Annotated in this window: 26 protein-coding genes; 8 read left to right on the top strand and 18 right to left on the bottom strand. The window is 41.8% G+C overall.

Annotated elements, in window-relative coordinates:
* Positions 1-20 precede the first annotated feature (20 nt).
* Positions 21-1,373 (bottom strand): sodium-dependent transporter, encoded by a 1,353-nt coding sequence (locus OFN73_RS01050; RefSeq protein ID WP_270861850.1) that lies wholly within the window; start codon positions 1,371-1,373, stop codon positions 21-23.
* A 129-nt stretch (positions 1,374-1,502) separates the two neighbouring features.
* Between OFN73_RS01050 and thyX the strand changes: the two genes are divergently transcribed.
* Positions 1,503-2,123 (top strand): FAD-dependent thymidylate synthase, encoded by a 621-nt coding sequence (gene thyX, locus OFN73_RS01045; RefSeq protein WP_270861849.1) that lies wholly within the window; start codon positions 1,503-1,505, stop codon positions 2,121-2,123.
* A 478-nt stretch (positions 2,124-2,601) separates the two neighbouring features.
* On the opposite strand, the gene OFN73_RS01040 is transcribed toward thyX, so the two are convergent.
* From OFN73_RS01040 to radA, 5 genes are all read right to left on the bottom strand, one after another.
* On the bottom strand, positions 2,602-3,360 hold the full coding sequence (locus OFN73_RS01040) for a hypothetical protein (RefSeq protein WP_270861848.1): 759 nt from the start codon (positions 3,358-3,360) through the stop codon (positions 2,602-2,604).
* 137 nt (positions 3,361-3,497) lie between these two features.
* Positions 3,498-3,713, bottom strand: coding sequence for a hypothetical protein (locus OFN73_RS01035; protein WP_270861847.1), 216 nt, complete (start codon positions 3,711-3,713; stop codon positions 3,498-3,500).
* Entirely contained in the window at positions 3,710-3,934 is a 225-nt protein-coding gene (gene ccoS / locus OFN73_RS01030; protein ID WP_270859044.1) for a cbb3-type cytochrome oxidase assembly protein CcoS, read from the bottom strand. Before ccoS ends, OFN73_RS01035 begins: the two co-directional genes overlap by 4 nt.
* Positions 3,931-6,315 (bottom strand): heavy metal translocating P-type ATPase, encoded by a 2,385-nt coding sequence (locus OFN73_RS01025; RefSeq protein WP_270861846.1) that lies wholly within the window; start codon positions 6,313-6,315, stop codon positions 3,931-3,933. Before OFN73_RS01025 ends, ccoS begins: the two co-directional genes overlap by 4 nt.
* Before the next feature lie 43 nt (positions 6,316-6,358).
* Complete coding sequence (gene radA, locus OFN73_RS01020) at positions 6,359-7,708, bottom strand: DNA repair protein RadA (RefSeq protein ID WP_270861845.1); 1,350 nt, start codon at positions 7,706-7,708, stop codon at positions 6,359-6,361.
* A 145-nt stretch (positions 7,709-7,853) separates the two neighbouring features.
* Here radA and brnQ point away from each other — a divergent pair, with 145 nt between their 5' ends.
* The 5 genes from brnQ to OFN73_RS00995 all read left to right on the top strand — a co-directional run bounded on the left by brnQ (position 7,854) and on the right by OFN73_RS00995 (position 12,630).
* A complete protein-coding gene (brnQ, locus tag OFN73_RS01015) occupies positions 7,854-9,170 on the top strand; it encodes a branched-chain amino acid transport system II carrier protein (protein ID WP_270861844.1) in 1,317 nt (438 codons plus the stop codon).
* A 164-nt stretch (positions 9,171-9,334) separates the two neighbouring features.
* Positions 9,335-11,023 carry an acetolactate synthase large subunit gene (locus OFN73_RS01010; protein WP_270861843.1) on the top strand — a complete coding sequence of 563 codons (1,689 nt, stop codon included), beginning with the start codon at positions 9,335-9,337 and terminating at the stop codon, positions 11,021-11,023.
* Positions 11,024-11,032: 9 nt separating this feature from the next.
* Entirely contained in the window at positions 11,033-11,503 is a 471-nt protein-coding gene (ilvN, locus tag OFN73_RS01005; protein WP_270859039.1) for an acetolactate synthase small subunit, read from the top strand.
* 8 nt (positions 11,504-11,511) lie between these two features.
* Positions 11,512-12,465 carry a UDP-3-O-(3-hydroxymyristoyl)glucosamine N-acyltransferase gene (gene lpxD, locus OFN73_RS01000; RefSeq protein WP_270861842.1) on the top strand — a complete coding sequence of 318 codons (954 nt, stop codon included), beginning with the start codon at positions 11,512-11,514 and terminating at the stop codon, positions 12,463-12,465.
* 9 nt (positions 12,466-12,474) lie between these two features.
* On the top strand, positions 12,475-12,630 hold the full coding sequence (locus tag OFN73_RS00995) for a hypothetical protein (RefSeq protein ID WP_270859037.1): 156 nt from the start codon (positions 12,475-12,477) through the stop codon (positions 12,628-12,630).
* Between the two features lie 25 nt (positions 12,631-12,655).
* Here the strand turns inward: OFN73_RS00995 and OFN73_RS00990 are convergent, their stop codons facing one another.
* The 9 genes from OFN73_RS00990 to OFN73_RS00950 are packed head-to-tail and all read right to left on the bottom strand — an operon-like array spanning position 12,656 to position 20,288.
* Complete coding sequence (locus tag OFN73_RS00990) at positions 12,656-13,456, bottom strand: TIGR02757 family protein (RefSeq protein ID WP_270861841.1); 801 nt, start codon at positions 13,454-13,456, stop codon at positions 12,656-12,658.
* Complete coding sequence (rsmD, locus tag OFN73_RS00985) at positions 13,446-14,021, bottom strand: 16S rRNA (guanine(966)-N(2))-methyltransferase RsmD (RefSeq protein WP_270861840.1); 576 nt, start codon at positions 14,019-14,021, stop codon at positions 13,446-13,448. Before rsmD ends, OFN73_RS00990 begins: the two co-directional genes overlap by 11 nt.
* Entirely contained in the window at positions 14,008-14,364 is a 357-nt protein-coding gene (locus OFN73_RS00980; RefSeq protein WP_270861839.1) for a hypothetical protein, read from the bottom strand. The genes rsmD and OFN73_RS00980 overlap by 14 nt, the downstream gene beginning before the upstream one ends.
* Positions 14,364-15,320: an SAM-dependent methyltransferase gene (locus tag OFN73_RS00975; protein WP_270861838.1), complete on the bottom strand. Its 957-nt coding sequence runs from the start codon at positions 15,318-15,320 to the stop codon at positions 14,364-14,366. Before OFN73_RS00975 ends, OFN73_RS00980 begins: the two co-directional genes overlap by 1 nt.
* Positions 15,317-16,483 carry an aspartate aminotransferase family protein gene (locus OFN73_RS00970; RefSeq protein WP_270861837.1) on the bottom strand — a complete coding sequence of 389 codons (1,167 nt, stop codon included), beginning with the start codon at positions 16,481-16,483 and terminating at the stop codon, positions 15,317-15,319. Before OFN73_RS00970 ends, OFN73_RS00975 begins: the two co-directional genes overlap by 4 nt.
* Entirely contained in the window at positions 16,480-17,103 is a 624-nt protein-coding gene (locus OFN73_RS00965; protein WP_270861836.1) for a trimeric intracellular cation channel family protein, read from the bottom strand. Before OFN73_RS00965 ends, OFN73_RS00970 begins: the two co-directional genes overlap by 4 nt.
* 49 nt (positions 17,104-17,152) lie before the next feature.
* Complete coding sequence (locus OFN73_RS00960; RefSeq protein ID WP_270859030.1) at positions 17,153-17,743, bottom strand: NUDIX domain-containing protein; 591 nt, start codon at positions 17,741-17,743, stop codon at positions 17,153-17,155.
* A complete protein-coding gene (gene mgtE / locus OFN73_RS00955; RefSeq protein WP_270859029.1) occupies positions 17,728-19,110 on the bottom strand; it encodes a magnesium transporter in 1,383 nt (460 codons plus the stop codon). The genes OFN73_RS00960 and mgtE overlap by 16 nt, the downstream gene beginning before the upstream one ends.
* An 8-nt stretch (positions 19,111-19,118) precedes the next feature.
* Positions 19,119-20,288 carry a peptidoglycan DD-metalloendopeptidase family protein gene (locus OFN73_RS00950; RefSeq protein WP_270861835.1) on the bottom strand — a complete coding sequence of 390 codons (1,170 nt, stop codon included), beginning with the start codon at positions 20,286-20,288 and terminating at the stop codon, positions 19,119-19,121.
* Positions 20,289-20,417: 129 nt separating this feature from the next.
* Here OFN73_RS00950 and OFN73_RS00945 point away from each other — a divergent pair, with 129 nt between their 5' ends.
* Positions 20,418-21,143 carry a plasminogen-binding N-terminal domain-containing protein gene (locus tag OFN73_RS00945; RefSeq protein WP_270861834.1) on the top strand — a complete coding sequence of 242 codons (726 nt, stop codon included), beginning with the start codon at positions 20,418-20,420 and terminating at the stop codon, positions 21,141-21,143.
* Positions 21,136-22,515: an FAD-linked oxidase C-terminal domain-containing protein gene (locus tag OFN73_RS00940; RefSeq protein WP_270862228.1), complete on the top strand. Its 1,380-nt coding sequence runs from the start codon at positions 21,136-21,138 to the stop codon at positions 22,513-22,515. Before OFN73_RS00945 ends, OFN73_RS00940 begins: the two co-directional genes overlap by 8 nt.
* 45 nt (positions 22,516-22,560) lie before the next feature.
* Here OFN73_RS00940 and OFN73_RS00935 read toward each other — a convergent pair whose 3' ends face one another.
* The 3 genes from OFN73_RS00935 to truD form a co-directional block, all read right to left on the bottom strand.
* Positions 22,561-22,929: a hypothetical protein gene (locus OFN73_RS00935; protein ID WP_270861833.1), complete on the bottom strand. Its 369-nt coding sequence runs from the start codon at positions 22,927-22,929 to the stop codon at positions 22,561-22,563.
* Positions 22,930-22,931: 2 nt separating this feature from the next.
* Positions 22,932-23,417: a hypothetical protein gene (locus tag OFN73_RS00930; RefSeq protein WP_270861832.1), complete on the bottom strand. Its 486-nt coding sequence runs from the start codon at positions 23,415-23,417 to the stop codon at positions 22,932-22,934.
* Positions 23,418-23,478: 61 nt separating this feature from the next.
* Positions 23,479-24,591 carry a tRNA pseudouridine(13) synthase TruD gene (gene truD / locus OFN73_RS00925; RefSeq protein WP_270861831.1) on the bottom strand — a complete coding sequence of 371 codons (1,113 nt, stop codon included), beginning with the start codon at positions 24,589-24,591 and terminating at the stop codon, positions 23,479-23,481.
* Positions 24,592-24,654 lie beyond the last annotated feature (63 nt).

Raw genomic sequence — 24,654 nt, 5'->3', positions numbered from 1 at the left:
TCTTTAAATTTCAAATTTGACTATCCAAAATTTACGATTCCTAGCTCTCTTAGCGCGATTACAAAAATCGCAAGCGGAGATACCACGCGAAGTAGGACATAATACCAAATCTTAAAGCCCAAATCTCCCATATACGGCGAAAGCAGGGCATAAACGCCGTCTTTTTTGATGACATATCCTACGAAAATGACAATGATTAATCCGCCAAGTGGCATTAAAATTTTAGATGTCAAATAATCCAGCGCATCGAAAAACGGCTGTCCTGCGATGACGAAATACTCGCTTGTCGCGCCATAGTATCCCAAAATGCAGGCAATCCCTAGCACATAGGTAAATACAAAAACCGCCACGCAAGCTTTCGCGCGAGAAAATGCGCGGGATTTGACTAGGTAATAAACAGCTGGTTCAATCATCGAAATCGCTGAGGTAATGGCGGCGAAAAGTAGGGTTAAGAAAAACGCAAACGCCAAAATATGTCCGATAAAGCCAAGTTTGCTAAATAGCACGGCAAGGGAAACGAAAATCAGCCCAGGACCAGATTGGGCTGGATCGCCGTTAAATTCGAAAATAAATGTGAAAACAACAAGACCCATCATAACGCCAATCATTACATTGATTAAAACGATATTAATGCTCGAAGTTAGGATATTGGTGCGCTCTGGCAGGCTTGCTGCGTATGTCAAAATCGTAGTTACGCCAAGGCTAAGTGTGAAAAACGCTAATCCTAGCGCGTCAAGCACGCTTTGTGAATTTAGCGCGCTAAAATCAGGCAAAAGCAAGAATTTGGCGCTTTGTGCGAATCCGTCGAAGCTAGCCGAATACAAAACCATAAGCACAAGCAGGATAAAAAGGCTAGGCATCATCCAGATATTTAATCTCTCAATGCCGTTTTTGATACCCTTTGAGACGATCAAAAAGCACACAAGCGACATTATCGTAAAGCAGATAATCGCTACGAGTGGCGAATTCGAAATCAAAGCGTTAAACATCGCACCGCTATCGTCTAAATTTTGAGGTAGTGAGAAAATCGATGTGGCTGTGTATTTTAAGATCCAGCCCATTACGACGCTGTAAAATGAGTAAATCAAAAGCGCAGTAATCATCAAAAATCCGGCCTTGCTCCAAAGTTCTTTGTTGCTAGGGGCAAGTCTTCGGTAGCTATCGACTGGATCGCTCTCGCCAAGGCGTCCAATGGTGATTTCGCCGATAAAAATGACAAAACTTACCAAAAATGTGAGCAAAAGATAGAGCAAAATAAATGCGCTACCGCCGTTTTGACCTACGAGTGTGGGGAATTTCCAAGCGTTTCCAAGTCCCACGGCTGAGCCTGCGACCGCCAAAATAAAACCAATGCGTGTGAATTTGTCGTTCATACTTTTCCTTTTGGTAAAAAATTTGTCAATTTTATCAGAATTTAGCTTACATTAAGCTATTTAAATTTGATTAAATTTATAAAATTTTGGCTAAAATCACGCGTTATAAAATTTAATCAAGGAAAATTTATGGAAGTAAAATTACTAAATTTCACGCCACTTTGGGTATGCTCAAACGCCATAAGAACTTGCTGGCAAAGCTTCGAGCGGGGCGATAACGGCGGCGAAAAGGACTTAGCGCTAATCAACCGCGTGGGAAATGAAATGAAGCACTCATCTACGCTCGAACATATTTTTTATAATTTTTATATCAAGGGCATCTCGCGCGCGCTTTTGCAAGAATTAGCGAGGCATCGCATGGCTAGTCTGAGCGTGAAATCCACCCGCTACACGCTAAAAGAGCTAAGAAATGAGCCTGAAATCACAAGCGATAGTGCCGCAAAATACATCGTGCTAACAGGCAACGAGGCTGTCGATAGCGCAAGCATAAAAGCCCTAAATAATCTAAGGGAAATTTTAGGCGCAAACACCAGCCTAGATATCGCCAAATACTGTCTGCCAGAGTGCTATAAAACCGAGTTAGCGTGGAGCATAAATGCTAGAAGCTTGCAAAACTTCCTTTCTCTTCGTTCTAGCAAATCGGCACTTTGGGAGATACGCGCACTCGCAAATGAGATTTTTGCGACACTGCCAGAAGAGCATAAATTTATCTTCGAGCATTGTATGTATAAGGGAAGTGGCGAAATTTAGGCATTTGTTTAAATTTGGCAAATTTTGCTTAATCTGTCATTGCGAGAATTTTGCGTCAGCAAAATTCGTGGCAATCTACGAGCAAAAATCACCAAAACACAAATTTTGTGTCATTGCGAGCGAAGCAAAGCAGAGTAATTGGGGCTCCTTTCCCCCTTACAGAGAATTTCAAAATTAGCCTAAAATTTAAAAAAATAATTCAATGCTAAATTTAGGTTGAATTTTAAATTTAAATTTCCATGGATTGCTTCGAAAACTTCGTTTTCTCGCAATGACATTTTATGTAAATTTAATCTCGGTCAGTATTTTAAAATACCGAATTTATCAAATTCACAAATTTAAACTCAAATTTGATAGTTTGGGTTTAAATTTGCAAAATTTTACCAACTGTTTATGTTTATTATTTGTAGCCTTGCTTCTAGCTTGTCTAGCTCGATTTGAGCAACTGCTTCTCTACTCATGCGTGTCTCCTTTTAGGTTAAAATTTTTTTTTAACCAAATTTAAATTAATATGTTTCTTATCAGAAAAATATTTTTGTAAAACCAAGTAATCTTGTTTTTTAATTATATAAACCATGTGGTATTTGTATTTTAAGGTATCCATGCCATCAAGGCTTAATTTGCCTATAATTTTTCTATAATCAAATATGAAAGCTGGGAATAATGAAAAATCTCTTAATTTTCCACCTAAAACCAAATGAAAAACAAATTTAAATAAACAATTCAAAAATAAACCAATAACATAACAAACGATAAGATAATAAGCCATTTTTACCAATGCAAATATAAAAAATATAGGTATATAAAAAATGATAATGTTACTTAGTGATAATGGTGAAAACAGTCTAAAAGTCCTTTCAATAGGTCTGTCTAAATCTATTAAATTCTTAACTATTTTCGTTTCGTTATTTACACTAAATTCAATCGTTTTATTTGTAAATTTGGTTTCGCATTTGTTTTTTATAATGTAATAATAAAAAGTAGCCACAATATGCAAAACTCCAATACCAAAAAAGGCGAATAGAAAAATATTATTAATATTTGCAATCCCCATATAATCAACATAAATTAACAATATAAGCACTGTTCCTAAATGACAAAAAAAGAACAAATTTGCAAGAAAAAATTCATAAGGATTTTTGATTATAATCGGCTCTTTGTCATAATCTCTTTGATTTGAATTTGTGTTTGAATTTTTATTTCTAACATTTTTATTCCAATTCTCAAAATTTTCCAATTTTAATCCTTTTTATAAAATTTCCGTCATTGCGAGAGTTTTTCAAACTCGAAGCAATCCAGCACGCCGTCAGGCGTTTTAAATTTTGCAATCTCTGGATTGCTTCGGCGATAAATCGCCTCGCAATGACAGCGAATTTAGCGTCTGTGAATTTTAAATTCGTAGATTGCTTCGTCGCTTCGCTCCTCGCAATGACAAATTAGGCAAAATTTGTATAATCTGTCATTGCGAGAATTTTGCGTCAGCAAAATTCGTGGCAATCTACGAGTAAGAAATTTCGGCGCAGTATTTTTGCAAAATTTCGGCGCAGTATTTTTGCGAAATTTAATGTGGAATTTTACTCTAAATTTCAACTATCCAAATTCTCTTTTTTTCGCCTTAACGCCTCTTTGCGTTTTTCTTCCATTTTCACAGCTTCGTTGAGTGCGTCCTCGCCGTCGAATTCCGTCCCGCCAAGAAATTTAGAATAATCATCGAATTGATGATTTTTCAGCGCCCACAAAAGCCCGCCTAACACGCAAAATCCAAGTATTAGCGAAATCGTAACCATAGTCATTAGCACGGCGTTGCTCATAGTTTTATCCTTCTTAAAAGCATTGAATTTGCGACCACGATTACCGAGCTTAGGCTCATCGAGAGTGCCGCAAACAGCGGGATTGCGTATCCACAAAACGCAAGCGGGATTGTGATTAGATTATAAAGTAGCGAAATAGCGATATTTTGGCGGATTTTACTGCCGGTTTTGCGCGCGATACGCATGGCGCGCACGAGGCTCGTCATATCGTCTTTGATAAGCACGACATCGCTTTTTTGCACGCTAAGATTCGCGCCACTTCCTAGGCAAATCCCAGCGTGAGCGAGGCTAAGCGCGGCCGCGTCATTTATCCCATCGCCTACCATTACTACTTTTTTGCCCATTTTAGCGAGGTTTTGGATATAGCTAGCCTTTTCGTCTGGCAAAATTTGCGCGCCAAATTTTTCGATTTCTAGCTCACGCGCTATCGCACTGACGGCGTTTTGGTGATCGCCACTGATGATATGAAGCTCGTAACCTAAATTTTGTAGCGTTTTTATGGCCTCTTTGCTATCATTTTTAAGTGGCGCAAGAAGCCAAAATTTGGCTAAAATTTGCCTATTTTGCATGAAAAAATACTCGCTTAAATCCCCGCTAGCGACATTTGCGCCAAGCTCGCACATAAATTTCGCGCTTCCGCCATAAATTTCATTTTCGCCAAATTTCGCGCTAAGGCCCTTGGCTGGGTGGTTTGTGATATTTTCTAAATTCGCAGGCGCAAATTTTGCAAATTCGCCCGAATTTAAAAATTCAAGCACGGCCTCGGAAATAGGGTGATTTGAGCTTTGCAAAAGCCCTTTTAGCGCGCCGATATCGCAGTGGGGCGAAATTTCGCTTTTTTTGACGATTAGCGCAGAGCTTGTGAGCGTGCCTGTTTTGTCAAAGACGATAGTATCGGCGTTGGAGAGGATTTCTAGCATTTTGGCCTCTTTGAAGATTATGCCATGCCTTAGCGCCACAGAGATCGCGCACAGCGTCGCAATCGGCGTGGCAAGGGCTAGGGCGCAAGGGCAGGCGATGATGATGACGCTAACACTGATTAGTAGCGCGCTTGCAAAACCTGCTTTGGCATACCAAAACACAAACGCCACAAACGCCACGGCTATGACAAAAATCGAAAAATAGCCTGAAATTTTATTAGCCAAAATTTCAAATTTTGGTTTTTTTAGATTTGCGTTTTCTAAAAGCTCGACAATTTTGCTTAGCAACGAGCCCTTAAAATCGGCGTTTGCGCGGTATTTTAGCGAGCCAGATAGGCAGAGTGAGCCTGATTTGATTTCATCGTTTTTGCCGAGCGATACCGGGATACTCTCGCCCGAAATCCCCGAATAATCGAAACTTCCCTCGCCGCTACTTACCACTCCGTCGATTAGGACGCGATCGCCTTGGTTTATGAGAATTTCATCGCCGATTTGCACCTCATTTGGGGATTTATTGGCATAGCTTCCGCCAGAGCTTAGCGTGCAAACCTCGCCAAGAAGCATGTTTGAAAGCGAGCTTAAATTTTCGCCAGCCCTTTTTTGGCTTAAAATTTGCAGATATTTTCCCGCAAAAACAAAGGTGATTATCATCGCTACGGATTCGAAATATACCTCGCCATTGCGCGAAAACATAACATAAAGCGAATAAATATAAATTACCAAAGCCCCAAGACCAACGAGCAAGTCCATATTTGGGGTGCGAGTTTTAAGCGCATAAAATGCACCTTTGAAAAATACTGCCCCTGTATAGAAAAGAACAGGTGTAGCTAGGATAAACTCAGCAAAGTGTAAAATATCCTTCGTGCCCTGCTCGATCCCCGTGAAATACCCGCCATACAGCGCGATTGAGATCCACATTATATTCATAACGCAAAAAATTCCAACCAAAAGCCTAGCGTAAAATTCCCTGCGTTTTGCCGTGTCTTTGGCGTTTTGGGTGTTTGTGTCATAAGGGTAGGCATCGTATCCAATCGAGCGGATTAGATTTAAAATTTCGGCTAAGGATATTTGCTCTTCGTCCCATACAATGCGCGCTTTGTGCGAGGCTGCGTTTAGGCTTACTTCGATTATGCCAGTGGCGTTATTTAGGATTTTTTCGTTTAGCCAGACGCATGCTGAGCAGTGAATTCCGTCGATTAAAAGCGAAATTTGGTTAAATCCGTCTTTATCTTTGGTGACATAGTTTTTGTAAATACTGCTAGCTGAGCCCTGAATTTTGGCATTTTGTTTGGCTGGGCGCAGAGTATTTTTGCCAAGGCGCTCGTAAAATTCGCCCAAATTTTGCCCCTGCAAAAGATAATAGACATTTTTGCACCCATTACAGCAAAATTTATGCCCCGCCTCATCGCTAAAAAGCTCCGCGCTCTCAAACGAGCCGTGGCAGTGATCGCATTTTTCCATTGAATTTGTCCGTCCAAGAATTTCGCGCGATTATAGCATTTTTTTACATCCAATCAAGGATTTGCGAAATTTCCGTGGCGTGAAAAATTTTAAGCCCAAGGGAGTTTTGCGGTTTCATCGGCGAGATTATGTTTTTGAATTTTTGCAAACTAGCCTCTTTTATGCGCGCATCAAGGTTGAAAATTTCACGAATTTCGCCATTTAGGCTAACTTCGCCAATAAATGCGCTCTCTTTGCTAAGTGGCCGGTTTTTAAAGCTACTTACGATCGCAGCGACCACGGCTAAATCGCAGGCGGTTTCGGTGATTTTGACCCCGCCGATGACATTTACGAAGACATCGTATCCCCCAAGTCCGATTTCAAGCTTCCTATCCAAAAGCGCTAAAAGCATATCGAGGCGATTTTTATCATATCCAGTGGCAGAGCGTTTGGGATACGAGCTTTCGCAAACTAGGGCTTGGATTTCGACCACAAGCGCACGAGAACCTTCCATAGTCACGGTTATTGCTGAGCCTGAGGCAGGTTTGGTGCGAGTGAAAAATTTACTTGCAACATCTTTTGCGCTAATTAGCCCTTTTTCGCTCATTTCAAAAATCCCAACCTCGCTAGTAGAACCAAAACGATTTTTAAAACCACGCAAAATTCGAAGTTCCTTGCTCGCGTCCCCCTCGAAATACAGCACCACATCGACCATGTGTTCTAAAATCCTAGGTCCCGCAATCGAGCCCTCTTTGGTAATATGCCCGATGATAAAAATGCTAATCCCGCGCTCTTTGGCTAATCGCATTAGCTCAAATGTGATCTCGCGCACCTGCGTCACGGAGCCCGGGGCTGATGAAATTTTGTCGCTATAAAGGGTCTGGATACTATCAATGATGACGCTTTTGTAATTTTTGCTTGAAATTTCATCTAAAATCGTGTTTAAATTTATCTCGGTTAGCAAGAATAAATTTTTGTTGATTGCGCCTAGGCGGTCGGCTCGCATTTTGATTTGGCTGGCACTTTCTTCGCCACTGACATAGAGTGCGGGCGAATTTGGGCTGGCTAAATTTGCAGCGATTTTGAGTAAAAGCGTGGATTTGCCAATGCCGGGACTTCCGCCAATTAGCACGAGTGAGCCCTCTACAAGCCCGCCACCTAAAACCAAATTTAACTCAGCGTCTTTGGTATCTACGCGCACGACATCTTCGATTTGGATTTCATCGATTGCTTTTGCGCCGCTCGCGCCTCTTTTTTGCTCTAATTTTTCTATCTCTTTTAGGGTTTTAATCTGCTCGGCTTTAAGCTCCACGAAACTATCCCATGCGCCACAATCAGGGCATTTGCCAAGCCATCTGGATTGTTGATTTCCGCAGTGTTGGCACTCGAAAAGTGTTGATTTTGATTTTGCCATTTTCTTTTACCTTGATAAATTTATTAAATTTCGCGCGATTATAGCAAAAATTTTTGCCTTAAATTTTTAGTAAAAATAAAATTTAAATGAAATTTAAATTAAATAATGAGAAAATGAACGATTAAATTTTTGATAAGGAGATTTCATGGACAGAAAGCTTACCAAAAAAGAGTTTTTTACCATTGCTTTAATGCTTTTTGCTATGTATTTTGGTGCCGGAAACTTCATTTTTCCGCCGATTGTGGGCAAAAATGCTGGTGATAACTTTTTCGTGGGAATTATGTTTTTTTGCTGTGCCGCGATTTTAATTCCAGTCCTTGGCGTCGCAGCCGTGGCTAAATCAAAGGGTCTAGCGAATTTGGTCGAACGCGTAGATCCTGTGTTTGCGCTAATTTTCACAGTCGCATTGTATCTGACTATCGGACCGCTTTTTGCGATACCGCGTGCTGCAAATATGCCATTTGATATCGTCGTGCGCGAAAATGTCGCCGAAACATCGGTGCAGATGTGGCTTTTGATCTATTCGGCTGCGTATTTTGCGCTAAATTTTGTTTTATGCTTAAATCCGTCAAAACTCGTCGATTTGCTCGGACGATATTTGACACCTGTGCTTTTGATTTTGATTTTGGGACTTTTTGTATCGTCATTTTTGACCCCTATGGGCGAATTTGTCGCTCCAAACGAAGCGTATAGAGATCACGCAGTCGCAAGTGGTTTCGTCGATGGATACCAGACTATGGACGCTTTGGCTTCACTAGCCTTTGGTATCATTATCGCAAATGCGATGAGAGCGCGCGGTGTTAGTGATGAGGGACATATCGTCGTATCTATGATAAAAGCGGGTATGTTTGCGGGCGCGCTTTTAGCTGTGATTTATCTGATGATTTCATATCTTGGTGCGAGTGCGGCTAGCCTTTTCCCTGATGTAACAAACGGCGCACAATACCTTAGCAAAATCAGCCACTATCTTTTTGGCAGTGTCGGCACAGCCTTGCTAGGGCTTGCATTTTTCCTAGCCTGCCTTACTACGACTTTGGGTTTGATTAGCTCATGTAGCCAGTATTTTGAAAATTTGGTCAAAGGTAAAATTCCATACAAAGCGTGGGTTGTGATACTTTGCCTCGTATCATTTGGCGTAGCAAATTTCGGACTTACAACGATTATTAGTGCTAGTATTCCTGTGCTAATCGCGATTTATCCAGCTGCGATTATGCTTATAATTTTATCGCTAATCGATCCACTAATCGATACAAGCAAGTTAGTTTATAGGGCTTGCGTGTATGCGAGCTTCGCTGTGGGTATCATAAATGGACTAGATGTCTTAAAAATCAAAATTCCAGGTATCACTAACTGGGTTAGTAGCTTTCCATTTTATGATGCTATGCTTGGCTGGATTGTGCCTAGCGTAGTGGCTTTTGTGATTAGTTTTTTGATACATATCCTTACGAAAAAATCATTTTAACCAAATTTAGGCTTGCGCGCGTTCGCAAGCCTTTTTAAATTTCGCCTTAAATTTAATCAAATTTCTTACAAAAATATAAAATTTAATCAAATTCTTTAAAAAATTCTTAGAATTTAATCTAAAAAATAATAAAATACCCAGTCATTTCATAATTAGGATTGAACATGGAGAAATTAAACGGTTCGCAGATGATTATCGAGGCGCTTCATCAAGAGGGCGTTGAGGTAGTATTTGGATATCCTGGTGGCGCTGCGCTAAACATATATGATGAAACATACAAACAAACATATTTCAAACATATCCTGGTGCGCCACGAACAAGCTGCGACTATGGCGGCTGACGGATACGCGCGCGCTAGTGGCAAAGTAGGCGTAGCTATCGTAACAAGCGGTCCTGGTTTTACAAATGCAATCACAGGCCTTGCCACTGCGTATGCAGATTCTATCCCAATCGTGCTAATTAGCGGACAGGTTGCTGGTTCGCTTATCGGAACTGACGCATTTCAAGAGATTGATGCGGTTGGAATTTCAAGACCATGTGTCAAACACAATTTCCTAGTAAAAACCGTTGAAGAGCTTCCAATGGTGCTAAAACAAGCATTTTATATCGCGCGCTCTGGCAGACCGGGTCCTGTGCATATCGATGTGCCAAAAGATGTCACGGCTAAGCTTGGCGAGTTTATCTATCCAGATGAGATAAAAATGCAAACATATCGCCCGACTTACAAAGGCAACGCAAAACAGATAAAAAAAGTAGCAGAGCTAATAATGGCGGCCAAACGCCCGATAATTTATATTGGCGGTGGCGTGATTTTAAGCGAGGCTAGCGAGGAAGTAAGGCAACTAGCGCATATCACGCAAATCCCAGTAGTAGAGACTCTAATGGCACTTGGCGCGATGAGAAGCGACGATGAGTTAAATTTGGGTTTAGTGGGAATGCATGGAAGCTACGCAGCCAATATGGCGCTTAGCGAAACAGACCTTATAATCTGCCTTGGAGCGAGATTTGATGATAGAGTAACTGGAAAACTCGAAGAATTCGCTAAAAACGCAAAAATTATCCATGTCGATATCGACCCAAGCTCGATTTCAAAAATCGTAAATGCACATTTCCCAATCGTAGGCGATGTAAAATCAGTCCTAGCAGAGCTAAATCCTAGATTAAAGGACGAAGCAGAGCCTGCAAACTACGCCAAATGGCGCGAACAAATCAAAATTTATAAAGAAATTCACCCGCTAAAATACACAGATAGCGATGAGGTTTTAAAACCACAATGGGTAGTGCAAAAAACTGGCGAGATCGCAAGCGATGACGCTATCATCGTCACAGATGTCGGACAGCACCAAATGTGGGTAGCGCAGTTTTATCCATTTAACCGCCCTCGCACACTTCTTACAAGCGGTGGGCTTGGCACTATGGGATATGGCTTGCCTGCTGCAATGGGAGCGAAAGCTTACGCTGGCGAGAAAAGGCAGGTTATAAATTTCACAGGCGATGGCTCAATTTTGATGAATATCCAAGAGCTAATGACGCTTAGCGAAAATAATCTTGGTGTCGTAAATATCATACTTAATAACAACTTTTTGGGTATGGTTAGGCAGTGGCAAAGTATGTTTTATGGTGCGAGATTTTCATCGACGGATCTTAGCAAACAGCCAGATTTCGTAAAACTCGTAGAGAGCTTTGGCGGGCTTGGATTTAGCGTTAGCACAAAAGCTGAGTTTGAAAGCGCGCTAAAAACTGCACTTGAAAGCAATAAGGTTTGCTTTATCGAGGTTAAGGTCGATCGCTTCGAAAATGTTTTCCCAATGGTGCCAGCAGGTGGCGCGCTATATAATATGATATTTGAATAGGATTTGATTATGAATAGTATAAAAAGAATTATTTCAGTCATAGTTTTGGACGAACACGGCGTGCTTTCTCGTATTTCTGGGCTTTTTGCAGGGCGCGGATATAATATTAACTCCCTAACCGTCGCACCTATCCCAAATACAAATTTATCTAGGCTTACGATTGTAACCTTGGGCGATGAGCGCATTATCGAGCAGATTACGAAGCAACTTCACAAGCTAATCCCGATTTATAAAGTAATCGAGGAGGCAAATTTTGTCGAAAAAGAGATGGTTTTAATCAAAATCGCATTAAACGAAAATTTAGCCGGACTTGACGCTTTGCTAAAAGCATATAACGGCTCTATCGCAAACAGCGACGAAAACCATATCGTGCTTATGGCGTGCGATGACGCTGATAGAATCGAGAGTTTTTTAAAGACTGTGAAAAAATACAACCCAATCGATATCGTCAGAAGCGGTAGCGTCGCACTTGATATGTAGGAGAAGATATGAAACTTTCTGAAATTGTTAAAATTTTAAGAATGGATTTTGCTAGTTTGGGGATTGAAGATGCCGAAATCACAGCGATAAATTCATTGCAAAATGCAAGCGGAAGCGAGCTTAGTTACTGCGATAGTGAAAAAAATGAAAAATTTATCGCCGATAGCAAGGCGTGCGCTGTTTTGGTAAAAAAGGGCGTAGAGGTTCCAAAAAACATAATCAAAGTCGAGTGTGTCAATCCACACCTAGCCTTTGCTATACTGAGCAAATATTTCGCAAAACCGCTTATTAGGGAGCCTCGCCCAAGCGCGATAGCTAAAAGTGCGCAAATCGCAAAGGGCGTTTATATCGGCTCAAATACCCAAATCGGCGAGAGAGTTGTAATTTGCGCTGGTGCGTATATCGGCGATGATGTCGTTATCGGCGATGATTGTGTGATTCACCCAGGGGTCGTGATTTATAATGACACGATTATAGGGGCTCGCTGCCATATCCTAGCGAACGCAGTTATCGGCTCGGACGGCTTTGGCTACGCGCACAGAAGCGACGGCACGCATGTTAAAATTTATCACAATGGAAATGTCGTGCTCGAAGATGAGGTTGAAATCGGTGCAAATACCACGATAGATAGGGCGGTTTTTGGCTCTACGATAATTTCATCTTGCACCAAAATCGACAATTTAGTCCAAATCGGACACAACTGCGAGCTAGGTCAAAACTGCCTAATCGTTTCGCAAGTGGGACTTGCAGGATCAACTATACTTGGTAGAAATGTCGTCCTTGGCGGTCAAGCAGGCAGTGGCGGACATGTCAGGGTAGGGGATTTCGTCCAAGTCGCAGCCAGAGGCGGGATTAGCAAAGACCTGCCAGCTGGTAAAAATTTCGCCGGCCACCCGATAATGGAGCTAAAAGAGTGGTTTAAACTCCAAGCCAAGATCGCGCGATTTTTCAAAGATAAATAAGGATTAAAAATGACGCTAGAAGAGTTAAATGATACAATCGCTAGAATTTTGCTAGAAAGCCCCGAGCTTAGGGGTTGTGAAGTGGAAGTCGTGGGCGAGAAAAAACACGAAATTTTCGCAATCTATGTCGATGAAAACGCCAGAAAAATAGTCGTAGAAATCTAAATTTAGCCCAAATATGGGCTAAATTTCACTTCAAATTTTTTATCAATTCCTCAATTTCTCTGCTTTGTCCTAGTCTATACAGCGCAAAATCATATTTTATCGGATCATGCGGGTCGAATTCACGCAGTTTTGCGCTAAGAGCGCTAACAGCGCGAAAATCATAAACCTTCCTATCAATCAAACCCAAGGCTAGTGAGACCTTGTGCGTGTGAGTATCGAGCGGTATGAGTAGTTTGGCCGGGCTTATGCGCGAAAATAACCCCAAATCTATATCACTTTTGCGCACCATCCAGCGCAAAAACAGATTGTAGCGTTTATACGGCGAGGTTGGTTTGGCGGTAAAATTTTTGCCGAAAAAAAACTCATATCCAGCCGAGCGATACTCTGAAAGCTCGTAAATTTGGGCTATGAGCGCATTTATGCCGTTTATGATTTCGCCATTTTTCATACCATTTAAAATGATTTTTTCTATATCGCACTCGCAAAGCCTGCGAAGCGTGAGAAAAATCTCTGCCACATCGCGTTCGCTTTGAAAGCGGTATTTTTTGCCTTGCAAAGCCGATTTTATCGTCTTTTCATCGCTTCCAAGTAAATCAAAATTTAGCGAATTTAAAAATTTGATTATCTGAGCTGCGTTTCCATAGGCAAAAAGTGCGCAAATTAGCGCGATTACGGGCGCGTGCGGGGTGTGAGCGAGAGGTTTTAGCACTTGCAGTGGATCTGGGGCGCTAAAAAGATTTTCATCAGTATTACTACGCGCCGAATAATACTCCAAAAGCGCCTTCATTTCGGCACTGCTAAGGTTTTTTGAAATTTTATTTTGCATAGTAAGATAGCGTTGTGGCGCCAAATTTTTTGGATTTTAAAAGGCTAAATTTGGCGATATTTGCCTCAAATTTCACCTCACTTGCGTGCTCGATTATCACAAATTTCACCCTCTCGCACTCGCAAATTTCGCAGATTAAGCCCACTACGCGCTCGTAAATTCCAGCAAAACCATCTCTGATATCAAATGGCGGATCAAGGTAGATAAAAATTTTTTCGGTGTCTAAATTCGCCAAAATTTGTGGCAAAAGCGCGAAACAATCGCCGTTTAGGGCATTTTTTTCCACGCCAAAAAGGGCGAAGTTGCGCCTTGTGATTTCGTAAGCTTTGCGATCTTTTTCGATAGCAAAAACCTCTTTTGCGCCGTTGCTAAGGGCTTCGAGCGCCATGCCGCCGCTTCCGCCAAAGCCCTCGATGAAGCAGCTGCCTTCTAATTCATACCTAAATGAGTCGAAAAACGAGCCCTTTACGATTGATTTCGTGCTGCGCGTAGTGCCTAGGCTTGGGAGTTCCAAGCTTTTTCCTTTGTAAATTCCGCTTGAAATTTTGCCTCTAAATTTCGCCACTTTGTTTCCTTAAAATTTCTAAAATTCGCGCCTTAAATTCATCAAATACTGCGCCGATTTGCGCTTCTAAATCCAAATTTTGCGAAAACTCAAATTTATTATAGCTAGCTTGCACGATCTCGCTCGCGCTAAAATTTTTAAGCGCCAAAACAAGCTGTTCTTTGCCAAACGGCAATTCTAAATCGCCGTTTTTGGCGATGATAAAGAGGGGTTTGGCACTTGCTCTGGCAGTGTCTGTCACGACAAAATCGGCTTCGCCTAAATTTTGCACGACAAAATTTGCCAAAAACATTTCGAGGCTTTTTTGCATAATCTCGCATTCACAATCGATAAAAATTCTCATTAAAATCCTTTTAAAAACTCGATAAATTTGAACTTTTCGCCAAATTCGTGGCGCAGGTGGTTAAACTGGGCTAGGGCGTTTTGATAGCCGTTTTGACCCAAATTTTGCGCAAATTGCTCCAAAATTTGTGTCGCGCCAAATTCGATTAAGGCTTTTTCAAAACTCATAAATCTGCCAATTTTCGCGCCAGTATTCTCAAAAGCGCGCGTTAAAATTTCAAAATCTACATTGTAAGTAATGTCGCTTACCCCGTAAAATTCGGCTAAATTTTGAATTTCAAAAAAATTATAGACTTGGTGATTTTTGTAAATTCTAAGCGAAATTTCCCCGCTCGCGCCCATTTTGCCGTAATCAAATGCCAAAAAGGCGAATTTTTGCGCATTAATGCTACTGGCAAATTCCTCGTATCCAAGCGGAATTTCTGCGCCCCCAGCGCTAAATTTTAAAATTTCATTATCGCAAATTTCGCGCCAAATTTGTTTAAAATCCTCGATATAAAGCATTTTGCCATCTTTTACGACCTCGCATTTGAAGGTGTCAAAAAGCTCGTTTGCGATAAAAATCGCTTCGCTAAATTTCGCTTCTTTTAGCGAAGCGAAATGTTTTAGCGTGATTTCATCGCCAAATTTTTTAGCGAAATTTTCGCTTTGGATTTGGCGCAGCCTCTGGTGTGGCTCGATGATGACAAACTCAAATTTCGCCAAAGAATTTGGGTCGAAAGTAAAAAGCGCTTGCGCTATATCAGCGAGCAAAAACCCCTCATTTGCGCCGATTTCGACGAGTGAAATTTTGCCGGCAAAATTCGCACTAAGGCGCAAAATTTCGCGCCCTAAGCAAATCCCAAAAAAGCTTCCCACGCTAACAGCGGTGTAAAAATCGCCCTCTTTGCCGATTTTAACGCCATTTGCGTAGTAGCTATCATTTAGCCACGCCTCGAAAAAATCGCTAAATTTCAATCTTGAAGCTCTTCAAGAGTCTTGCGCAAAATTTCAAATCCTGCTTTTATCTCTTTTTTCTTTATGTTTAATGGCGGTAAAAATCTTAGCGTTTTGCTACCTGATTTTAGCACCAAAAGTCCGTTTCTTAGGCACTCGGCAAAAAGTATGCTTAGATTTGTGCTGTCCTTTAAAACCAAGCCTTGCATTAGTCCAAGCCCTGTGTGAGATTCGAAGAAATTTGGGAAATCTTTTAGAATTTTGTCTAAATTTTCCTCAAATTCAGCGATAGTTTTTTTAAGCTCGCCACTTTCGTAGAGGTATTCTAGCTCGCGCAAAACGGCGTTTGCGGTCGATGTGGCTAGGTGGTTGCCACCAAATGTGCTTCCATGCTCGCCAGGGGCAAAGATATTTTCCCTAGCCACGCACGCACCGATTGGCACGCCACCTGCTAGCCCTTTGGCAAAGGTGATAATGTCAGGCTCTATGCCATAGAGCTTGCTTGCGACAAACTCGCCTGAGCGATATACGCCACATTGGACCTCGTCGGTGATTAAAAGTAAATTTTTTTCTTTTAAAATTTTGGCTAGTTTTTGGACTGATTTTTTATCCAGCGGGCAAATTCCGCCCTCGCCCTGGATTAGTTCTATCATCACAGCGACCGTTTTATCGCTGATATTTGCGATGATTTCATCGATTCCGTCGTAAAATTTAAACCCCTCAATGTATGGAGCGAAAATTTCAGGGTGAAATTTATCCTGTCCTGTGGCACTCAAAGTAGCCATTGTGCGCCCATGGAAGGAATTTTTCAAAGTCAAAATTTCATATTTTTTGCTCTCAAATTTAGTCGTGCCGTATTTGCGCGCCATTTTTATGGCTGCTTCGTTCGCCTCTGCCCCAGAGTTGCAAAACACAGCGTATGTTTGATAGCCCAAAAGATTGCTGATTTTTTTGGCTAGCACCTCTTGTGGTAGGACTCTATAAATGTTCGAGCTATGGATTATCATCGCGCTTTGCGTGTTTATGGCCTCTATCACCACAGGGCTTGCATGTCCTAGGCTACACACCCCAATTCCAGCGGCGAAATCAATGTATTTCTCGCCGTTGCTATCCCATAGCTTCGCGCCTTTACCCCTCGTAAAAGCGACATCGACCCTAGAAAAATTACTCATTAAATACTTCATTTGTTATACTCCACCTTTGGCAAATGCCAACCCCTATAATACGCAAACATTCTAACCACAATCCCAGCGAAAAATAGTGCCAAAATCGTGTAGATATTCGCCAAGTCAAGCCAGTCTAAGATAAAATAAACCAGCCCGACACCCATACTTATCGTCCCATAAAGCCCCGTGCGCAAAAACCACGGCACCTCGTTTAATAGCACATCGCGCAAAATTCCGCCCCCAACGCCATTAAAAAAGGCGATAAGTATCGCCCCAAAAACATTTAATCCATACTCGATCGAAACCATAGCCCCGACAATCGAGAAGCAAATCACATCGATTGCGTCGGAGAAAATAAATATAAATCTGCCTTGTAGTTTTTTGGTCTGGGCTGCGAAAATATGCGAGGCGACAAGCACCGCAATGACGATGATTACTGGCATATAGTGCGTGAAGGAATACAGCGGTCTGCCCACCGTGATATCGCGCACAATCCCGCCACCAAGGGCGGTTAAAAACGCAGCCAAAAAAATCCCCAGCCAGTCGCAATCTCTTTTAACCGCGAATAAAAATCCGCTCAAAGAGGCCGAGGCAATGCCGATGTATTCGATATATAAAATGATATTATGCTGTGTCATCGGCGTGGATAAATTCTAAAATTTAGTGAAATTTGGGCTAAAATTTGCATTAAATTTCGCCCTTGTTTTGGAAAAACCACAAAAACGCCGCCACTAACCCAGAGGCTCGCACGATTTTTTCATCATACATAAATTTTTTAGCTTCATCTAACGGCAAAAAATACAGCTCGATATTCTCGCCATCGACTCCGCCACCTGCACCTTTTTTCATACTCTCATCAATCTCGCCGTAAAATAAAATTTGGCGATTTGCGCCAAAACCAAGCGCGCTGTAAAAGCTCGTGATAAACTCCAAATTTTTAAGCTCATATCCGGTTTCTTCGTAAATTTCCTCGATTGCGGTTTGTTCCTCGCTAATACCTTTGTCTAAAATCCCAGCGCACAGCTCGTAGGTAAAGCCCTTTTCATCGCAGTTTATTAAATTTTCGTCTTGGTAAAACCACACACTTGGGCGAAACTGCTTAACGAGCAAAAACGCCTTTTTTTCGCTGTGATACAGCAGTATTGAGACGCTATCATGCACCTTGACGCAGTCCCACGCCCGCGCCTCGCCGTTTAATTCGAAATTTAGCCTAAATGGCTTAATGAAATTCGAGTGTTCGAGTTTTGAAATTTTAAAATTTTTTATATCAATATCCATGTCGCAAGTCCTAAAAAGCTAAAAAATCCCACTATATCAGTAACCGTGGTCAGCAAAACCGAGCTTCCCACAGCTGGATCGATTCCAAAACGGCGCAAGGCGATCGGAATAATCGCGCCAAAAAATCCAGCCAAGGTCAAATTTATCACCATTGACATCGCAATCACGACGCCAAGAAGCTTCATGCCAAACCACACCCACGCCACAACTCCCATTGCTACGGCAAAAATCGAGCCATTTACCAGCGAAATGGTAACTTCGCGCGTGATTACCGAGCGGATATCGCGCGCCTCGATTTCGCCGAGGGCTAGGCGACGAACCGTAACGGTAAGAGCCTGTGTGCCTGTGTTTCCGCCCATGGAGGCCACGATTGGCATAAGCACGGCAAGGGCGACGAGCTGCTCGATTGTAGCGTCAAAAAGTCCGATGATAATCGAGCTGATAATCGCCGTGCATAAATTCACGCCCAGCCACGATGCACGCGCCTTTCCAGCTGAAAATGCAGTATCTTCCTCCTCAGCCTCATCATCGACACCGGCAAGGTTGTAAATTTGCTCTGTGGCGCGCTCTTGAATCAAATCATGCACATCATCGGCTGTGATTCGCCCAATTAGCACGCCGTTTGCGTCCAAAACAGGGATTACATTTAGGTCAAATTCCTCGAAATCCTTGATGACATCTTCGATTTTATCGGTATCGGTGGCGAAATGCACCTTTGCGTCTGCGTTAAATTTTTGCGAAATTTCTTTTAGCGTGAGCGAAAAATCGTATAAAATCAAATCCGAGGTCGAAAATGCGCTTAGCATGTGGCCCTTATCATCTAAAACAAAGAGCTGAAAGACATTTTCGATATCGCCGTTTTGGCGCATTACCCTTAGCATATCGACAGCTTCGCCTAGGGTTTGGTTTTCGCGTGCGCTAAAAACCTCGGTTTGCATATACGCGCCAGCTTCGTCATCGTCGTATTTGTTAATCGTCAAAATATCGTGGCGATCGTCCTCATCAAGCCCGTAAAAAAGCTCCTTTGCCTTATCCTCGTCGATTTCTTCGATACTTTGGAGTAGTTCTGCTTGATCATCACTTTCTAGCTCCTCGATAGCTTCGACGATTTTCTCGCTAGGAAGGGTTTCGATGATATCTTCGAGCATGTGATCTGGCATTTCAAGCGCAGCGTCAGCGAGATCCTCGGGGTCGAGTTTTTCTAGGAATTCGACATATTTTTCCTCGTCGTGTTTTTTAAGCGCCTTTAAGTGATCTGCAAGGTCCGCTGGGCTTAGCTCTTCTTCTATCGTATCGCCGATATGCGCCTCTAAAAGAGCTTCGGCCTCTTCGTAATCTGTCAAAAATTCTTTATCTTTTGCTTCCATTTTTGCCTCTAATTTATGCTGACTAAATTTTCATAAGGTTCAAATTTCGCTGGGTTTTTCGAGCCGTCTTTAACCGCGTCAAATTTAGCGTTCATATCCTTTACCAACGCCTTAAATTTGCGCTCTTCCTCGCTTACGAAATTTGATTTTGTGATTTTTATGGTTTTTAGGGGATCGACTGGCTGGTTGTTGCGATACAGACCCAAATGCAAATGCGGTCCTGAGCTTAGGCCTGTGGAGCCTACATAGGCGATTAATTGGCCTTGTTTTACGCTCATACCGACTTTTAGCCCTTTGGCAAATCCGCTTAAATGCGCATACAGCGTAACCAAACCTCCGCCGTGGTTGATTTCGACGGTGTTTCCATAGCCGTTTTTGCGCCCTACGAAGGTTACTTTGCCATTGCCTGCGGCATTTACTTTCGTGCCTTTTGGCGCAGCATAATCCACGCCTAGGTGCGCGCGGTATCGTTTAAGCACCGGGTGGAAGCGTTTAGGCGTGAAACGAGATGAAATTCTAGTATAAACAAGTGGCGTGGTAAGCACGAAATGTTCGACCTTTTTGCCAGTTTCGTTGTAGTATTTGTCCTCGAAATAATAAAGCGATTTTGGTTTTTTGGCTTCTTCGATTGTGCCGGCTAGGATTTTAACCCCGCCAAATGGGCGTCCAAGGCGAGTTTTTTGCTCGTATAAAATCGTAAGGCGATCGCCTTTTTGTAGTTTTTTGAAATTTACCTCGTTTTTAAAAACGCTCGAAAATTCGTTTGCTAGCGCGATACTTCCGGTAGCCTTTAAGATATCGTTTGAGGGCGATGAAGTAATCTCAATGCTTAAAGCGTAAGAGTGCTGCTCATAAACGATTGGCGTGTAGATAAATTTGTAAATTCCCTTTTTATCGCGGTAAATTTGGATTTGAAGTTCGTCGTTTATGGGGATTAGGACTTGGACGATTTTGCCAAGCGGGTCTTTTAGCATCATACACTCGACATCTGCGCGCACTTCGGCGGCTAATTCTTGATCCTCTTTGTCTAAATCATAATATGTCGAGAGCGGAATAGAGAAATTTTCCATAAATTGTAGCAAGCTCACGCCTGAGGGCCATTTAAATTTTTCCACACTCGAAGAACTGGCAAATGAAAGGCTAAAAAGTAAAAAAATCAGTGCAAAAATTCTCATCATAAACCGCTTTAAAATTGAAATTAAAACCTCAATTCTAGCCAAATTTGGTTTATATTTGGCAAATATCCCTTGCCGTTTGTTGTAAATTCTTATGTATAATTGGCGAAAATTTTATTTTAGGAGTTAAATTTGAAACGAATTTTACTTGCTTTGGGGCTATTTTTATCATCTGTTTTTGGGGCTGAGTTTTACATGCCACCTTACGAAACGCTGATTTTTGATGTGCAAAATGGCGAAGCCGTAATCGCTGATAATCCCGCTATCATGGTAGGAAGCGCTGGGATTGTAATGCATGATTTCGGTAACGGCGAAAACGCTATCATCGCGCGCGCAGTAGTCAGCGAAAAATCCGGCGCAAAGGCAAAAATCAGATTTGAAGTCTTTGGTATGTTGGAGCAAAAGGCTTTGCCACTGCCAAAAATTTTGCCAGCTAATGGCGATAAGGTGATTTTAAACTACCTTTATGATCGCGCCCTAATCGTGGCTCCAAATGCCGAAATTTACGCACAAATCGTGCAGGCTTTCCCAAATATCGAGTTTATTCACCCTGACCTTGGCGGAGCGTATTTGAGGCTAAATTCTAAACCAAATCCAAGTCGTGATGATTTCCGCAAAATTTGCGCGAAAAACAGCACTGGGCTGATTTTTGTCGCAATGAACGAAAAGAGCGTATTCGCAGACTGCGGCAGCTTCAAACCACTTCGCACTTATGAAAGTGGCAAGGTCGCTTACTACACGCTTCCATTTTATTCACGCGTAGGGGATATCAAAACCGTGTTTTGGGATTTCACAAATGGTCCGATTAGCGACTATGACAGACACTACTCATATCTTTTGGGCTTAGATGATGAATAATTCTGATATAGAATTTTTTACGAATTTATTAGGCGAGCAAAACGCCTATTTCGACGAAGCGCATAAAATCGCCTACTGCTACGACGCGACTAGAAGGCGCTTTAAGCCAGACGCTGTGCTTTTTCCGCGAGATGAAAGCGATGTAAGCGAGATTTTAAAATACTGCAACGCTCACAACCTGCCAATTATCCCGCGCGGGGCTGGAAGTGGCTTTACGGGCGGTTCTTTGGCGCATGAGGGCGGGATAATTCTAGGCTTTGAAAAGCACATGAATAAAATTTTAGAGATTGATTTGCAAAATTTAGTTGCGGTCGTCCAACCCGGCGTGATAAATAAAGATTTGCAAAATGCAGTCGCCAAAATGGGGCTATTTTACCCGCCAGATCCTGCGAGTGAGGCATACAGCACGCTTGGTGGCAATGTCGCTGAAAACTCAGGCGGTATGAGAGCGGCGAAATACGGCATAACCAAAGACTATGTCATGGCTCTACGCGCTGTGCTTCCTAGTGGCGAAATCATACGCGCTGGCAAACGCACGATAAAAGATGTCGCTGGGTATAATATCGCTGGAATTTTAATTGCTAGTGAGGGCTCTCTTGCAGTAATTACCGAAATCACGCTAAAACTCATCGCAATGCCAAAATTTAAAAAGACTGCAATGGGAATTTTCCCAAGTGTCAAAAACGCAATGGACGCTGTGTATAAGACAATGGCAGGCGGTGTAACGCCCGTGGCAATGGAGTTTTTGGACAATCTGTGCATAAAGGCTGTCGAGCAGAAATTTCACAAAGGCCTGCCAACTAGCGCTGGTGCGATACTAATCTGCGATGTCGATGGCAATATTGAAGATAGCCTAGAAGCCGATTTGCGCGTGATCAAAGATAGCTTTATCGCAAATGGAGCTAGTGAATTTCGTGTGGCAAAAGATGAAAAAGAGAGCGCGGATATTTGGTTTGCGCGCAGAAACTGCTCGCAATCAATCACCTGCTACGGCTCTTTGAAGCTAAACGAAGATATCACCGTGCCACGCTCGAATTTACCTGCGCTTTTGGATAAAATCGCTGAAATTTCGGCTAAATATGGGCTTGTGACGCCTTGTTTTGGACACACTGGCGACGGCAATGTTCATACAAATGTCATGGCTGATAAAAGCAATGTCGAAGAGGTCAAAAAGGCTCACCTAGCTATCGAGGAGATTTTCGCAGCGACTGTGGAGCTTGGTGGCACGCTAAGTGGGGAGCATGGGATTGGCATTTCGAAGGCTCCGTATATGAAAATGGCGTTTAACGAGGCTGAAATGGAGCTTTTCCGCGCGATTAAAAAGGCTTTTGATCCAAACAATATCCTAAATCCAAACAAAATGGGGCTGTAAAATTCGGCTCATTTGCGGTGGGCAAGGACGCCCACCCTACGATACTCATTTACTACCCTTTAAATTTTCATCATCTAAAATCTTTTTTACTTTATCTACGACTATTTGTTCTTGGGAAGTAAAATTTGCGTCCTTTGGTAAATGTCTAAAATAATATTTGAGTTCTATTTCAGAATTTTGCATTAGTCTATTAGCACAAAAAACAAATCTGCCGCTATAATTTTGATCATTTTGTAAATTTTTAATATATTCATAATAACAAGGGTCTTTTTGTGATTGCCTAATAAACCACATTTCATGCGAAAAAAATCCAAATAGAAAAATAATTACAAGCAACAATAAAATTTTAAATTTAGCGCCGTAGGGTGGGTATCCTTGCCCGCCGAATTTTATATTTTTATCAAATTTTATCATTTTTAATCCTTTAAAATTAATTTTTCTATTAATATTTTTGTAACTACATATAATAAAATTGCTATCGTTATATCAATAATTTCTGCTATACCCAAATTTTCTGGTATATCGAAATAATCAATTATTTTGTTTTTCGTTATTTTCATTGTAAAAAATATAAATATAGGAACAATAAGCATAAAAATATAAATGTTTTTTTTATGCAAAAATAAGAAAAATACATATAAGCACACAAAAAAGCTTACAATCGGTGCAAAAAATATTGCAAACAATCCAAAGCCACAATCATATTTACATACATATTGTGTTTCATCTCCCCAATAAATAATATTGTCAATAAACCAAAACAGAAAAACCATACTTACAGAATGTATGATAAATAATATAATGCAAATAAGTAATCCTATAAATCCTCTAATAATGGTATTTGTATTCACTAAGCACCATCCTTGCTCGCCAAATTTTATATTTTTGTCAAATTTCATCATTATTTCAAACCAGACGCAGTATTTCTAGCTTGCGAAGCGAAATTTGGCTAAATTTCAAATTTTACTCTTCGTTAGGGGCGAAATTTTCGAAAATTTCTCTATGCAAAATTTCCTCCAAAACCACCGTCGCATACGAGCCTTTTGGTAGATAAAAGCTAAATCCAAACTGCGCCTTTTCCTCGTCGTAGCTGTGCGAGATATCCTCTATATAGCTCCACGCATAGCGATACGAGCCGTTTGTTTGCGCCAAATACGCCTCAGCCTCGGCGAAAATCTCGCTCTCAAATCTATTCGCCACGCCACTTGCGCGCAGTTTTTGCGCCCCAGCGATGAGCCCAGCACTCGTGATATCACGGCGCACAAACCGCTCTACCTCCGCGCCTAAATCCTCGCAGGTAAAAAACGCCCCGTGCGGGAAATGGCCCAAAATCTCGCCCGGAAGTAGCTTGTAAAATTGCGTCTGAGTGGCGATAGATTTGGCAAGGTCTTTGTCAAATCCGTAAATTTTGGCAAACTCGCTCACACTAAATTCGCTAGCAAATTTTGAAATTTCAACCCTTTTGGCTAGCCAAGCGTTAAATAGCTCGCTTTGATACGCGCTGATTAAGAAATCGCGCATTTTGGGGTTTTTAATGCGCTTTTCGCCACGCAGTATCGCTAGACCTGCCTCGGCATTGTCGCCAAATTTACCAAAGCGCTGGAAGCCAAAATAGTTCGCAAACCCCTGCGCGCTGAGTGTTTCAAGAGCTTCACGCAGTTTTAAAGCGTCAGTTGGCAAGACCTTTTTTAGGCGGATAAAAAAATTATTTCCCTTTAAATGCCCGATTTTTAGCTTGTTTTTGTGGCGATTAAGGCTTAAAATTTTGATTTTTTCGTGCGAAAAACTCTCTAAATTTGGCGCGAATTTGAAAGGAAATGTAACAAACTGGCTAGTTAAGCCCTCTTTGTCTTTGAGCCCTGCATAGCCGAAATCGCGCATCTTAACGCCTAAATGTTCGCTTAAAATCTGCAAGGCTTCCCAGGTGGTAAGGTCCTTTTTTTGCAGATGTATCATCGCATGCTCGCCATCACCGCTAGACTCATACAATGGGACTTCGCGCACGACGAAATCGTTTGAGTTTTTGCTAAAATGCGCGTTTATGGGCGCGTGGTTTAAGGTATATAAAAATTTCATATTAATTTCACTTTTTGGCTAAAATAAAAGCGATTATTATATAAAATTGCGCCTAAAAATCTA

It is taken from the genome of Campylobacter sp. JMF_14 EL1, from assembly GCF_027737585.1.
Classification (GTDB): Bacteria; Campylobacterota; Campylobacteria; order Campylobacterales; family Campylobacteraceae; genus Campylobacter_B.
The sequence above is the reverse complement of the archived record's forward strand: the minus strand, read 5'-3'. Positions and strand labels throughout refer to the sequence as shown.

Bases quoted from the DNA above. Each gene is read 5' to 3' on its own strand.
- ilvN (WP_270859039.1), top strand. From the start codon at position 11,033: ATGAATAGTATAAAAAGAATTATTTCAGTCATAGTTTTGGACGAACAC.
- radA (WP_270861845.1), bottom strand. From the start codon at position 7,708: ATGGCAAAATCAAAATCAACACTTTTCGAGTGCCAACACTGCGGAAAT.
- OFN73_RS01010 (WP_270861843.1), top strand. From the start codon at position 9,335: ATGGAGAAATTAAACGGTTCGCAGATGATTATCGAGGCGCTTCATCAA.
- OFN73_RS01025 (WP_270861846.1), bottom strand. From the start codon at position 6,315: ATGGAAAAATGCGATCACTGCCACGGCTCGTTTGAGAGCGCGGAGCTT.
- OFN73_RS00935 (WP_270861833.1), bottom strand. From the start codon at position 22,929: ATGATAAAATTTGATAAAAATATAAAATTCGGCGGGCAAGGATACCCA.
- ccoS (WP_270859044.1), bottom strand. From the start codon at position 3,934: ATGAGCAACGCCGTGCTAATGACTATGGTTACGATTTCGCTAATACTT.
- truD (WP_270861831.1), bottom strand. From the start codon at position 24,591: ATGAAATTTTTATATACCTTAAACCACGCGCCCATAAACGCGCATTTT.
- OFN73_RS00940 (WP_270862228.1), top strand. From the start codon at position 21,136: ATGAATAATTCTGATATAGAATTTTTTACGAATTTATTAGGCGAGCAA.
- OFN73_RS00995 (WP_270859037.1), top strand. From the start codon at position 12,475: ATGACGCTAGAAGAGTTAAATGATACAATCGCTAGAATTTTGCTAGAA.
- OFN73_RS00965 (WP_270861836.1), bottom strand. From the start codon at position 17,103: ATGACACAGCATAATATCATTTTATATATCGAATACATCGGCATTGCC.
- OFN73_RS00960 (WP_270859030.1), bottom strand. From the start codon at position 17,743: ATGGATATTGATATAAAAAATTTTAAAATTTCAAAACTCGAACACTCG.
- OFN73_RS00970 (WP_270861837.1), bottom strand. From the start codon at position 16,483: ATGAAGTATTTAATGAGTAATTTTTCTAGGGTCGATGTCGCTTTTACG.
- OFN73_RS00980 (WP_270861839.1), bottom strand. From the start codon at position 14,364: ATGAGAATTTTTATCGATTGTGAATGCGAGATTATGCAAAAAAGCCTC.
- mgtE (WP_270859029.1), bottom strand. From the start codon at position 19,110: ATGGAAGCAAAAGATAAAGAATTTTTGACAGATTACGAAGAGGCCGAA.
- lpxD (WP_270861842.1), top strand. From the start codon at position 11,512: ATGAAACTTTCTGAAATTGTTAAAATTTTAAGAATGGATTTTGCTAGT.
- OFN73_RS00990 (WP_270861841.1), bottom strand. From the start codon at position 13,456: ATGCAAAATAAAATTTCAAAAAACCTTAGCAGTGCCGAAATGAAGGCG.
- OFN73_RS00930 (WP_270861832.1), bottom strand. From the start codon at position 23,417: ATGATGAAATTTGACAAAAATATAAAATTTGGCGAGCAAGGATGGTGC.
- OFN73_RS00950 (WP_270861835.1), bottom strand. From the start codon at position 20,288: ATGATGAGAATTTTTGCACTGATTTTTTTACTTTTTAGCCTTTCATTT.
- thyX (WP_270861849.1), top strand. From the start codon at position 1,503: ATGGAAGTAAAATTACTAAATTTCACGCCACTTTGGGTATGCTCAAAC.
- brnQ (WP_270861844.1), top strand. From the start codon at position 7,854: ATGGACAGAAAGCTTACCAAAAAAGAGTTTTTTACCATTGCTTTAATG.
- OFN73_RS01050 (WP_270861850.1), bottom strand. From the start codon at position 1,373: ATGAACGACAAATTCACACGCATTGGTTTTATTTTGGCGGTCGCAGGC.